Consider the following 11,977-nt stretch of genomic DNA (forward strand, 5'->3'; position numbering starts at 1 on the left):
TCTCGTGCGGCGGCACCCGGGGAGGAGGTCAGGTGCCGCCGCTCTTGCGCTGGACGCCCCGGGAGGAGGAAAGGGCGCCCGCGAAACCCTCAGCGCACGGCTTCCGCGCTACGACGGGCAACTTCGGCGATCTGCCAGCGGCTCAGGCCGATGTCGGCCAGTTCGCGATCGGTCAGGCTCGCCAGTTCCCGATAGGTCCGCCGTGCAATCGCCCGGCGAGCTTGCCATGCGCGCAGCTCGCGAAGGAGCGAAGTCAGCGATTTCAGACGGGAGGGGATGATCCCCTGCGTCTGCATGTGTTCCGTCATGCTGGCCATGTCTTGGCTCTCTCTTTCGGGGCCCGGCCGATCTGGGCGGCGCGGGCGTCAACTCGTTTCGTGAGCCAAGATAGCCGCATGCTGCGGGTGCACAAGGAACGTCTGCTCAATGCCGCTATGCAGCAAATGCATATGTGATGCTGACCTAAATATGAGGCGAGGCGGCACCTGTCTGCCTGCTTCGTGAGCGCGGGCTGTATTGACGGCGCGTGCTCCGACGGGGCCGCGACAGGGCATGGGAATTTCTGGAATCCGCGCAATCACGCGAATCACCTGGTCTGGAATCGGCCTCGATTGATGTGAAACATTGGCTCCTGCGGGGGCGCCGAGCGCCGCAACGGGGCTGTAATGGCGGCTGCTGTCTGTCAAATCGCCGGGAATTGGTGGGAATTGCGTCTGCGGTGACGGCGTCAGGATATGGGTCTAACCGAAATCACTGCCACAAAATGTGGTTTCACAAAGGTTTCTCCGCGCTCTCTGGCCCTGTCGCGAAGCCGGTAACATGGCGTGACACGGCGCTGAATGGCGCAAATTTCCTTTGACTTCCATGAATTCCCATGAGATGAATGGCCTTGCGATGAGGGACGGGACAAAGGGGCAGCAAAAGAACCCCAACTCCTCCTAAGGTTCAGGTTTCATACAGGCACCCGCTTTCATCGACACGGAAAGGTCCGGCGCGCGGGCGAGCAGACATCCCCCCAGGTGGCACGCGCGACCGGACAGCCCTTCAAGGGGCACGTGGGCGGCGGATTGAGCATTGGCAGCAGCTCAATCCGCCGCTTGCGTTCCGGGCCCGCGCAAGGGGGCAGGAACGGATAAGGGCCGCAGGGGGCGAAGGAACGAGGGAGCCGCGAGGGCGTGGCGCGCAGGTTCAGAGGCGAATTCGACCAGAAGGTCGATGCCAAGGGCAGGGTCTCGATCCCGGCCCAGTTCCGCCGCGTCATCGAAGAGGGCGACCCGGACTGGGACAAGGGCAAGCAGCCCGAGTTCGTCATCGTCTACGGCGATCATCGCCGCAAGTTTCTCGAGTGCTACACCATCAAGGCCATCGAGGAGGTTGACGCCAAGATCGCGCGGCTTCCGCGCCGCTCGCCGCAGCGGCAGGCAATGGAGCTTCTGTTCAACGGTCAGTCGCTGGAGACATCGGTCGATGCGGACGGCCGCATCGTCCTGCCGCAGAGGCTGCGCGAAAAGATCGGGATCGGTCCGAACGAGCGCGCCTATTTCATTGGCACGGGCGATACCTTCCAGATCTGGAAGCCGGAGACGTTTGACCGCGAGCAGCGCGCCCGGACCGAGGAATGGCTCAACCAGTTCCCCGAGGATTTCGATCCCCTCCAGCTTCTGGACGAGCTGGCGGGCGACGACGGCGAAGGGGGCGCTTGAGGCGATGGCCGCCGCTGCCGCCCGCCAGTCCCACCACAAGGCCGACGCCCCGCATGTGCCTGTTCTCCTCGGCCCGCTTCTCGAGCGCGTGGCCCCGGTGCGAGGCGTGTGGCTTGACGGCACCTTTGGTGCCGGCGGCTATGCACGCGGCCTGCTCGAGGCGGGGGCAGCACGCGTCATCGGGGTGGACCGCGACCCCACCGTCTTCGATCTGGCGCGCGACTGGGCGCCGGACTGGGGCGAGCGGCTTGTGCTGGTTGAGGGGCGCTTCTCCGAGCTCGACCGGATCGCGGCCGAACATGCGGGCGGGCCGCTCGCAGGCGTTGTGCTTGACCTCGGCGTGTCCTCCATGCAGCTCGATCAGCCCGAGCGCGGCTTCTCCTTCCTGCGCGAGGGGCCGCTCGACATGCGCATGGAAACACGGGGCACCAGTGCCGCCGATCTCGTCGCCGAAGCCTCCGAGGCGGAGCTGGCCGACATACTCCATCACTATGGTGAGGAGCGCGCCGCCCGCCGCATCGCCCGGGCGATCGTGAAGGCCCGCGCCGCCGGGCCGATCCGCACGACGTCCGAGCTTGCCGCCATCATCGAACGCTGTCTGCCGCGGGCAAGGCCCGGCCAGGCGCATCCGGCCACGCGCAGCTTTCAGGCGCTGCGCATCGCGATCAACGACGAGCTGGGCGAGCTCGTGGCCGGGTTGGAGGCGGCCGAGCGCGCGCTTGCGCCGGGCGGCCTGCTTGCGGTGGTCACCTTCCACTCGCTCGAGGATCGCATCGTGAAACGCTTTCTGGCTCAGGGCGCGGGCAAGGCGGCGGGGGCGAGCCGTCACGCGCCCGCGGCGCCGGCCGAGGCCGCGCGCTGGGAGCTGGTCACCCGTCGGGCAGTCTCACCCGATCCGGCCGAGGTCGCCGCGAATCCCCGGGCCCGCTCGGCCCGGCTGCGCGTGGGCAGGCGTACCGGTGCCCCGGCGCGCGCCGCCGATCGGGCGGCGCTCGGGCTGCCGCCCATCGTGACCGGCGTCGGTGAACGAACGAGGGGGAGGGCCGTCTGATGCGCGCGCTGGTCTACATGGTGTCGGTTCTGGCGGTCATGGGGCTGGCATTCTGGGCCTACCACGAGAATTACCGCACCAAGGAAGCGCTGCGCGAAGTGGAGCAGCTGCGGCGCGACATCGCACGGCTTTCCGCCGAGCTCGAGGTGCTCAACGACGAATGGGCCTATCTCAACCGCCCCGAACGGCTGCGCGACCTCGCCGACATCAATTTCGACCGGCTGGGCCTTCTGCCCATGTCGGCCGAGCATTTCGGCCGCGTCGACGAGGTGGTTTTCCCGGTCGCGCCGCTGGGGCCGATCGTCAATTCGGTGGAGGTGACGGGCACCATTTCGGGGGTGCGCCCGTGAGGAAGACAGCAGCATGAAGGCAGGGGACGTCACGCAAGGCACCATCCGCACACCGCTGCGCCCGCTTGCGCGGATCCTGCGCGCCCGCGAGCGCGGCGAGAATCCCGATGCCATCGAGCGGGAGAACATACGCCTGCGCCACGAGGCCATGCGCGACCGTGCCCGTCAGCGCGCCGAGGGCCGGCTGATGGTCCTGGCGATCTTCTTCACCCTTGCCTTCATGGCGGTGGGCGGGCGCATGACCATCCTTGCCGCATCCGATCCGCATGAGCCCGAGGTCTCGGACCGCCTCGCGCCGATCACGGCCCGCCGAGCCGACATCGTCGACCGTCATGGCCGGGTGCTGGCCACCAATCTCGTCACCCATTCGCTCTATGCCCAGCCGCCGCTGATGACCGACCCCGAGCGCGCGGCGCGGGAGCTGGCGCGCATCTTCCCCGATCTCGACGAGGAGCGGCTGCTTCGCCGGTTCACCGGGCGCGCAAAATTCCTGTGGATCCGCCGCAAGATCTCCCCCGAGCAGATGCAGGCCGTTCATGACATCGGCGATCCGGGTCTTCTTTTCGGTCCCCGCGAGATGCGCCTCTACCCCAACGGCCGGCTCGCGGCGCATGTGCTCGGCGGCGCCGGCTTCGGCCGGGAGGATGTGAGCTCGGCCGAGGTCGTCGGCGTGGCCGGGGTGGAAAAGGCGTTTGACGACTATCTGCGCGATCCGGCCAACGGCGGCGCGCCGCTGCGACTGTCGATCGATCTTCCCATCCAGTCGGTGGTGGAGCGCGTGCTCGAGGGGGGCATGCGGTTGATGAAGGCAAAGGGCGCCGCGGCGGTGCTGATGGAGGCGAAGACGGGCGAGATCGTCGCCATGGCGAGCCTGCCCGATTTCGACCCCAACGCGCGACCGGCGCCGCCGGTGTCCGGCTCGCCCGCCGACAGCCCGCTCTTCAACCGCGCCGTGCAGGGCGTCTATGAGCTCGGCTCAACCTTCAAGCTCTTCACCGCCGCCCAGGCGATGGAACTCGGGCTTGCCCGTCCCGACACCATCATCGATGCGACCGCCCCGCTGAAATGGGGCAAGTTCACCATCGGCGAGTTCCGCAATCACAATTACGGCAAGATCCCGCTTGCGGATGTGATCGTGAAGTCCTCGAACGTCGGCACGGCGCGACTGGCGATGGAGATCGGCGCCGACCGTCAGCGGGTGTTTCTCGAGCGGCTGGGCCTGCTCGAGTCAACCCCGGTGGAGCTGGTCGAGGCGCCCGGCGCGAGGCCGCTGGTGCCCGAGCGCTGGTCGGAAATCACCACGATCACCGTGTCATACGGGCATGGGCTGGCGGCGAGTCCGCTGCACCTTGCCGCCGCCTATGCCTCGCTCCTGAACGGCGGTCGGCGGGTCACGCCGACGCTCCTGCACCGCGACACGCCCCCCGAACCGGGGCCGCGGATCGTCTCGGAGGAGGTCTCGGCGGCGGCGCGGGCGATGCTGCGCGATGTGGTGGTGCGCGGCACCGCGCAGCTGGCCGAGGTGCCGGGCTATGCGGTGGCAGGCAAGACGGGAACGGCCGACAAGCCCAGCGAGCGCGGCTATGCGGAGGACAAGACGATAACCACCTTCGCCGGAGTCTTCCCCGCCCATGATCCGGCCTATGTGATCGTCGTCGTTCTCGATGAACCGGTCGACACCACCGGCCCCGAGCCGCGGCGCACCGCCGGCTGGACGGCGGTGCCGGTTGCCGCCGAAATCATCCGTCGCGCAGCGCCGCTGCTCGGCGTGCCGCCCGTGATTGAACCCCGCCCGACCGATCGGCTAACACTGACCTCGAACTGACAGGTCTCGAAGAACGCGGCGGCCCGCACTAAGTGCCGGGGAAGGCAAGGGCGGGCGGGCGTCCGGCGGCGCGTGGGACGCGAGCGGGAGGGGCCCGAGGCAGGTGGCGGGGCGATTTCCGGGCAGGCGGCAGGGCGATTTCCGGGCAGGCGGCAGGGCATGGGCATGGCAGACAGGACGAGATCTCTGGCGGAACTGGGGCTGACCGCGCGAGACGGCCGCGAGGCCCGCGTCACCGGCATCGCGGTGGACAGCCGCGAGGTGCGGCCGGGCTATCTTTTCGCCGCGCTGCCCGGCACGCGCACGCATGGCGCGTTGTTCGCGCCCTACGCGCTGCGCATGGGAGCGTCGGCCATCCTGACCGACCGCGAGGGCGCGCGCCGGCTGGAGGATGCGATGGCCGCGGGCGAGGCGCCTTCGGAGCGCGACTTCGCCCTCGTTGTCGTCGAGGATCCGCGCCAGGCGCTCGCCTATGCCGCTGCGCTCTGGTTTGCCGCCCAGCCCGACTGCGTGGTTGCCGTCACCGGCACCAACGGCAAGACCTCGGTGGCCAGCTTCACGCGCCAGATCTGGGAACATCTGGGCCTGCCGGCCGTCAACATCGGGACCACCGGCGTGGAGGGCGCCTTCTCGGCGCCCTTGGCCCACACCACGCCCGAGCCCGTGACCCTGCACCGAATTCTGGCCGAGATCGAGGCCGAGGACATCCAGCATGCGGCGATGGAAGCTTCCTCGCACGGACTCGCGCAGCGCCGGCTTGACGGGGTGCGCCTGACCGCGGCCGCCTTCACCAACATCAGCCAGGATCATCTCGACTATCACGCCGATTTCGAGGAGTACTTCGCCGCCAAGGCCGGGCTGTTCGAACGCGTTCTGCCCGAAGACGGGGTGGCGGTGATCAACACCGACGGCGCCGGCGGCGACCGGATGGCGGCAATCGCCGCAGCGCGGGGGCAGGATGTGATCACGGTGGGGCGGGGCGCGGAGGCGGATCTGCGCATCGAGGCGCAGCGCTTCGATGCCACCGGGCAGGATCTGCGCTTTTCCTTCGGCGGCCAGCGCCGGCAGCTGCGCCTTGAACTCATTGGCGGATTCCAGGCTGAAAACGCGCTGGTTGCGGCGGGGCTCGCGATTGCCTCGGGGTGCGAGCCGGCGCAGGTGTTCGCCGCGCTCGCCGAGCTGAGGGGCGTGCGCGGGCGCATGCAGCTTGCCGCCCGGCGCGAGAACGGGGCGGCGGTGTTCGTCGATTACGCGCACACGCCCGATGCGATTGCGACCGCGCTGCAGGCCCTCAGGCCCCATGTTCTGGGGCGCATCGTGGCGGTGATCGGTGCCGGCGGCGACCGTGACCGGGGCAAGCGGGCGCTCATGGGGCGGGCGGCGGCCGAGCACGCCGATCTTGTCATCGTCACCGACGACAACCCGCGCAGCGAACCGCCCGCCGCCATCCGTGCCATGGTGATGGAAGGCTGCCCGTCGGCGCTCGAGGTCGGGGACCGGGCAGAGGCGATCCTGCGCGGGGTCGATGCGCTCGAGCCGGGAGACGCGCTGCTGATCTGCGGAAAGGGGCATGAGACGGGGCAGATCATCGGCGAACAGGTTTTCCCCTTCGATGATGTCGAGCAGGCCTCGGTGGCCGTGGCCGCGCTCGACGGGCGGCTGACATGACGGCGGCTGAGATGACGGCGGCCGACATGACCGAGGCGGGCAGAGCGCTCTGGACCGGCGCGGAGATCGCCGAGGCAACCGGCGGTGTGCTCACCGCGCCCTTTGCGGCAGGCGGCGTCTCGATCGACAGCCGCAGCATCGCCCCCGGCGATCTCTTCGTGGCTCTGCGGGACCGGCGCGACGGGCATGACTTCGTTGCCGACGCGCTGGCCCGCGGCGCGGCCGGAGCGCTGGTCTCGCGCCGCCCCGAGGGCGTGGCAGACGACGCGCCGCTGGTTCTGGTCGGCGATGTCCTCGAGGCGCTGGTGGCGCTCGGGCGGGCCGGGCGCGCGCGCAGCAGAGCGCGGGTGATCGCCGTGACCGGCTCGGCGGGGAAGACGTCGACCAAGGAGATGCTGCGCGCCGCGCTTGCCGGGCAGGGGCGGGTGCACGCCGCCGAAAAAAGCTTCAACAACCACTGGGGCGTGCCGCTGACGCTGGCGCGCCTGCCGCGCGACGCCGATTTCGCGGTGATCGAGATCGGCATGAACCGCCCCGGCGAGATCGCCCCTCTTGCGCGCCTCGCCCGCCCGCACGTGGCGCTGGTCACCACCGTGGGCGCCGCGCATCTGGGAGCCTTCGGCGCGGTCGAGGGCATCGCGGCGGAAAAGGCCTCGATCTTCGAGGGGCTTGAGCCCGGCGGCGTGGCTGTCTTCAACGGCGATCTCGAGGTCTCGCCGATTCTGGCCGAGGCCGCGCGGCGCCATGCTGCCAGGTCGGTGAGCTTCGGGAGGCGCCCCGCCAATCACTCCCGCCTCATCGAGGCGCGCGTTACCGGCAAGGTTACCGTGGTGCGGGGGCGGCTGTGGCGAACGCCGGTGATGTTTCGCCTCAACAGTGTCGCGGCGCATTTCGCCCTCAATGGCATCGGTGCGCTCGCCGCGGCGCGGGCCGCTGGCGCCGATCCGGCGATCACCGCCAATGACCTTGGCCGCTGGCAGCCGCCGGCCGGGCGGGGGGCGCGGGAGGTGATCCTGCTCGATCCGGTCGAGGGGCTTGCCTTCGAGCTCATTGACGATGCCTACAACGCCAATCCGTTGTCGATGGCGGCTGCGCTCGAGGTGCTGGCGGCCTGTGAGCCCGAGCACGGGGTGGGGCGCATCGGCGCGGGCCGGCGCATCGCCATTCTGGGCGACATGCTGGAGCTTGGCGAGGGCAACGAGACGCGGCTTCACGCCGGGCTTGCCGAACTGCCGGCGATGGCGGCGATCGACCTCGTCCATTGCGTCGGCCCGCGCATGGCCGCGCTTCACGCGGCACTGCCCCCGGCGCGGCGCGGCCAGCGGGTGGAGACGGCAGCCGAACTGGCCCGCGTGGCGCACCGGCTTGTCGATGCCGGCGACATTCTGCTCGTGAAGGGGTCGCTTGGCAGCCGCGTGTCCGAAATCGTTGACGCGCTCCGCAAATTGGGCCATCGGGCGCCGGACCAAGGGCAGGGAACCGACTGATGCTTTACTGGCTGACCGCCTTTTCCGATGGTGGCGACATCTTCAACCTGTTCCGCTACATCACTTTCAGGGCAGGCGGTGCCTTCTTCACGGCGCTTGTCTTCGGCTTCGTCTTCGGCCGGCCGCTGATCGAGCTTCTGCGCCGGCGCCAGAAGAACGGCCAGCCGATCCGTGCCGACGGGCCGGAGGGGCACCTCGCGACCAAGGCCGGCACGCCGACGATGGGAGGGGTGCTGATCCTCGGCGCGCTGATGACGGCGACCCTGCTCTGGGCGCGGCTCGACAACGGGTATGTCTGGATGGTGCTGGCGGTGACGGCAGGCTTCGGGCTGATCGGTTTCGCCGACGACTACGCCAAGGTCAGCCGCAACAACTCGCGGGGTGTGCCGGGCCGGGTGCGCATGGCCCTCGGCGTTCTCATCGCCGCCGGGGCGAGCGCCTGGGCTGCGGCCCTGCATCCCGATGCGCTTGCCTACAAGCTGGCCTTTCCCGTCTTCAAGGACGCGCTGCTGGACCTTGGCCTGTTCTTCATCCCCTTTGCCATCATCGTCATCGTCGGCGCGGCCAATGCGGTGAACCTGACCGACGGGCTCGACGGGCTCGCGATCATGCCCGTGATGATCGCGGCAGCAGCGCTGGGGATCATCTCCTATTTCGTCGGCCGCTTCGACTATTCGGAATACCTCGGCCTGCACTATGTGCCGGGGACAGGAGAGCTCGTGATCTTCGTGGCCGGGCTCATCGGCGGGGGCCTCGGCTTTCTGTGGTACAACGCGCCGCCCGCGGCGGTGTTCATGGGCGATACGGGCAGCCTTGCACTCGGCGGTGCCCTTGGCGCCATCGCGGTGGCGACCAAGCACGAGATCGTGCTCGCCATCGTCGGCGGGCTCTTCGTGCTCGAGGCGCTGTCGGTGATCATTCAGGTGCTCTACTTCAAGCGCACCGGCAAGCGGGTGTTCCTGATGGCGCCCATTCACCACCATTTCGAGAAGAAGGGCTGGGCCGAGCCGCAGATCGTGATCCGCTTCTGGATCATCTCGCTCATCCTCGCGCTGATCGGCCTGGCGACGCTGAAGCTGAGGTGAGGCGGTGATCGAGGTGCGCGGATACCAGAACCGCCGCGTCGCGGTGCTGGGGCTGGGGCGCTCGGGGCTGTCGGTGGCGCGGGCGCTCATGTCAGGCGGCGCGGAGGTGCAGGCCTGGGACGACTCGGCCGAGGCGCGGGCGATGGCCGAGCAGGCGGGGCTTGCCCTCACCGACATCTCGCGGCCGGGCGCCCTCGAAGGCGTGGATCTCCTGATCGTCTCGCCCGGCATCCCGCATCTCTACCCGGCGCCGCACCCGGTGATCGCCGCGGCCTGGGAGGCGGGGGTGCCGGTAGACAATGACATCGGCCTGTTCTTCCGCTCGCTCGGCCATGCCGACTGGTCGCGCCATGACAGCCCGCCGCGGGTGGTGGCGGTGACCGGCTCCAACGGCAAGTCCACCACCGTGGCGCTGATCCGGCATGTGCTTGCCGAACTCGGCCGTCCGGTGCAGCTTGCCGGCAACATCGGGCGCGGGGTGTTTGACCTGGATCCGCCCGAGGACGGCGAGGTGATCGTGCTGGAGCTCTCCTCGTATCAGACCGAGCTGGCCCGCGCGCTCACCCCCGACATCGCCGTCTTCACCAATCTCTCGCCCGATCATCTCGACCGGCACGGCGGCCTGGGTGGCTATTTCGCGGCCAAGCGGCGGCTCTTCGCCGAGGGCGGGCCGGACCGCGCCGTGATCGGGGTTGACGAGGTGGAGGGGCGCTTCCTCGCCAACCAGATCGCCATGGGCGCGGCCGACGACCGGGTGATCCGCATCTCCTCGGGGCGGAAGCTTTCCGGACCCGGGTGGAACGTTTTCGCCCGAAAGGGATTTCTCACCGAGTGGCGCAAGGGCCGGCAGCTTGCCGCGATCGACCTGCGCGAAATGCGCGGGCTTCCCGGCGCGCACAATCACCAGAATGCCTGTGCCGCCTACGGTGCCCTGCGCGCGCTGGGGGTCGGCCCGCGCGACATCGAGCGGGCCTTCCGCTCCTTCACGGGGCTGCCCCACCGCAGCCAGCTCGTGGCCGAGGCGGGCGGCGTCGCCTTTGTCAACGACTCGAAGGCGACCAATGTCGACAGCGCGGCGCAGGCTCTGCGCGCCTTTCCCCGCATCCGCTGGATCGCCGGCGGTCTCGGCAAGGAAGGTGGCATTGCCGCGCTCGGCCCGCATCTTGGCAATGTCGTGAAGGCCTATCTCATCGGCCATTCGGCGCGGGATTTCGCGCTTCAGCTCGGCTCCACGCCCTACGAGATCTGCGAGACCATGGCACGCGCCGTGGCCCGGGCCGCCGAGGAAGCCGAGCCCGGCGACACGGTGCTGCTCGCGCCCGCGGCGGCGAGCTTCGATCAGTACCGAGACTTCGAGAGACGCGGAGAGGATTTCATTGCCTGCGTGAAGCAGACCCTGGCCCGACGGGAAGGCACGGCCGATCGCGACTGATCAGGTCGAAAGGGCGCCGGGCGGGCGCGACTGGCGCGGGGTCTCTTGACGGGGCAGCAGCTTCCTTCGCCATGGGCGGGGCGAGGGTGTTTCCTGAAGTGCTGGCGGGAAGAGGGCCCCGGCGGCTTGCGCGGCGATGCTTCGCGGGTCCGCTTCAGGCCGAAAGCCGCCGCGCCGCGCCACGAGGCAGGGCAGTCCCGGTCAGGACCGCCACATCCCGCTGCGTCAGGAGCGGGCGCGCGGCCCGCTGCCACCCGGTGCCGCCCGGCTGGCCCAGATCGGGAATAGCCGCGCGCAACTGATGCAGGATCCCGGGCGGGGCCCGGTCGCAGATCATTGGCGCCAGCAGCAGGCTCTCGGTTGGCGCGCCCTCGGCGAAAAGGATTTCGTGACGCTCGAGCAGCAGGTGGACGTATTCCACGCCGCCGGGCAGCTGCGCAGGCGAAACCGGCCGGGCCCAGGGCAGGTGGCTCGCCGCCGCCAGCATCTCGGTCTCGCCGAACAGCAGCTCGCAGAGGGGATCGCGCAGGAGCATCCGGTGCTGGGGCGAGACGAGAAGATCACGCTCGGGCAGGCCCTCTCCCATGCTGCCGCGCGGGATGCGTACTGGCGCGAGCTGTGGCGCGACGCGCAGCCGAGCCGTTGATATGTGGGTGCGCAGCGCCAGCCGGATGGGGCGGGCGCCGCTGTCCTGCGTCAGGACGAGATCGCCCGCCCGAAGGCTCTCTACCGGCTGCGGCCCGAGCGGCGTGGCAATGCGCGTGCCGGGGGTGAAGCATGGCGCGACGTGATCCTGATACTCGAAATTCGGGTCGTTCTGACGCGGCCCCTCGCTTGCGGAGACAACCCTCAGCGGCGTGCCGACCGGTGGCCAGTCCTTCGGAGGGCCGATGAAGGCCAGCCCCTCGACGGTGCCATAGGCGGGGTTGGAGTTGTTCACGTTGAAGGCAACAACCGTGTAGGTCCTGCCGGTGGCCGGATCCTCGAGAACCAGCTTGTATTCGGCCTCCACCCGCGTTCCGCCGGCATAGCTGACCCCGTCGATCGTCTGACCGCCGGCCAGCCGCTGGCTGCCGTCATTGTCGGCGAACACCGCGTCGTCATCGTCGATCTCGACCTTTTCCCACGCCGGGGCATCGAGGGTTATGGTCTCGCCCACAAGGTGCGAGCCATCGCCCTGGGTGATCCCGTCAAGCGTCTTGCCGCCCGATATGGAGATGTTGGACTCACCGAGAATCCAAAGGTCATACGTGGCCACTGCTGCGGATCCTCTGGTCTCTGGCTCGCGCGTCCTTGCGCGGGCAACCGATGCTGGCTTGCGCGGGCAACCGATGCCGGGGCGGAACACTAGGTTGGAATTGCGGCGAAGTGATGAC

General features: G+C 69.2%; 10 protein-coding genes. 8 read left to right on the top strand and 2 right to left on the bottom strand.

What is annotated here, in order from left to right; genetic code table 11:
• Nucleotides 1–89: 89 nt before the first annotated feature.
• Entirely contained in the window at nt 90–317 is a 228-nt protein-coding gene (locus BLQ14_RS06015) for a DUF1127 domain-containing protein (protein WP_092499166.1), read from the bottom strand.
• An 858-nt stretch (nt 318–1,175) separates the two neighbouring features.
• Between BLQ14_RS06015 and mraZ the strand changes: the two genes are divergently transcribed.
• The 8 genes from mraZ to murD all read left to right on the top strand — a co-directional run bounded on the left by mraZ (nt 1,176) and on the right by murD (nt 10,601).
• Nucleotides 1,176–1,703, top strand: coding sequence for a division/cell wall cluster transcriptional repressor MraZ (mraZ, locus tag BLQ14_RS06020; RefSeq protein WP_092499168.1), 528 nt, complete (start codon nt 1,176–1,178; stop codon nt 1,701–1,703).
• 4 nt (nt 1,704–1,707) lie between these two features.
• Nucleotides 1,708–2,754: a 16S rRNA (cytosine(1402)-N(4))-methyltransferase RsmH gene (gene rsmH / locus BLQ14_RS06025; protein ID WP_092499174.1), complete on the top strand. Its 1,047-nt coding sequence runs from the start codon at nt 1,708–1,710 to the stop codon at nt 2,752–2,754.
• A complete protein-coding gene (gene ftsL / locus BLQ14_RS06030; protein ID WP_092499175.1) occupies nt 2,754–3,104 on the top strand; it encodes a cell division protein FtsL in 351 nt (116 codons plus the stop codon). Before rsmH ends, ftsL begins: the two co-directional genes overlap by 1 nt.
• Before the next feature lie 13 nt (nt 3,105–3,117).
• Entirely contained in the window at nt 3,118–4,929 is a 1,812-nt protein-coding gene (locus BLQ14_RS06035; protein ID WP_092499176.1) for a peptidoglycan D,D-transpeptidase FtsI family protein, read from the top strand.
• 165 nt (nt 4,930–5,094) lie between these two features.
• A complete protein-coding gene (locus BLQ14_RS06040; protein ID WP_092499488.1) occupies nt 5,095–6,597 on the top strand; it encodes a UDP-N-acetylmuramoyl-L-alanyl-D-glutamate--2,6-diaminopimelate ligase in 1,503 nt (500 codons plus the stop codon).
• Entirely contained in the window at nt 6,594–8,084 is a 1,491-nt protein-coding gene (locus BLQ14_RS06045) for a UDP-N-acetylmuramoyl-tripeptide--D-alanyl-D-alanine ligase (protein WP_245656960.1), read from the top strand. Before BLQ14_RS06040 ends, BLQ14_RS06045 begins: the two co-directional genes overlap by 4 nt.
• The gene (mraY, locus tag BLQ14_RS06050; protein ID WP_092499177.1) at nt 8,084–9,169 is read left to right on the top strand and encodes a phospho-N-acetylmuramoyl-pentapeptide-transferase; all 1,086 of its coding nucleotides are present in this window, start codon (nt 8,084–8,086) and stop codon (nt 9,167–9,169) included. Before BLQ14_RS06045 ends, mraY begins: the two co-directional genes overlap by 1 nt.
• Before the next feature lie 4 nt (nt 9,170–9,173).
• A complete protein-coding gene (murD, locus tag BLQ14_RS06055; RefSeq protein ID WP_092499179.1) occupies nt 9,174–10,601 on the top strand; it encodes a UDP-N-acetylmuramoyl-L-alanine--D-glutamate ligase in 1,428 nt (475 codons plus the stop codon).
• Nucleotides 10,602–10,755: 154 nt separating this feature from the next.
• Here murD and BLQ14_RS06060 read toward each other — a convergent pair whose 3' ends face one another.
• Nucleotides 10,756–11,859 carry a Hint domain-containing protein gene (locus BLQ14_RS06060; protein WP_170068402.1) on the bottom strand — a complete coding sequence of 368 codons (1,104 nt, stop codon included), beginning with the start codon at nt 11,857–11,859 and terminating at the stop codon, nt 10,756–10,758.
• Between the last annotated feature and the right edge of the window lie 118 nt (nt 11,860–11,977).

The organism is Meinhardsimonia xiamenensis (genome assembly GCF_900102905.1).
Classification (GTDB): domain Bacteria; phylum Pseudomonadota; class Alphaproteobacteria; order Rhodobacterales; family Rhodobacteraceae; genus Meinhardsimonia; species Meinhardsimonia xiamenensis.

What these genes read in the sequence shown, in the direction of transcription:
- BLQ14_RS06015 (WP_092499166.1), bottom strand. Translation starts at nt 317, where the DNA reads ATGGCCAGCATGACGGAACACATGCAGACGCAGGGGATCATCCCCTCC.
- rsmH (WP_092499174.1), top strand. Translation starts at nt 1,708, where the DNA reads ATGGCCGCCGCTGCCGCCCGCCAGTCCCACCACAAGGCCGACGCCCCG.
- ftsL (WP_092499175.1), top strand. Translation starts at nt 2,754, where the DNA reads ATGCGCGCGCTGGTCTACATGGTGTCGGTTCTGGCGGTCATGGGGCTG.
- BLQ14_RS06035 (WP_092499176.1), top strand. Translation starts at nt 3,118, where the DNA reads ATGAAGGCAGGGGACGTCACGCAAGGCACCATCCGCACACCGCTGCGC.
- BLQ14_RS06040 (WP_092499488.1), top strand. Translation starts at nt 5,095, where the DNA reads ATGGCAGACAGGACGAGATCTCTGGCGGAACTGGGGCTGACCGCGCGA.
- BLQ14_RS06045 (WP_245656960.1), top strand. Translation starts at nt 6,594, where the DNA reads ATGACGGCGGCTGAGATGACGGCGGCCGACATGACCGAGGCGGGCAGA.
- mraY (WP_092499177.1), top strand. Translation starts at nt 8,084, where the DNA reads ATGCTTTACTGGCTGACCGCCTTTTCCGATGGTGGCGACATCTTCAAC.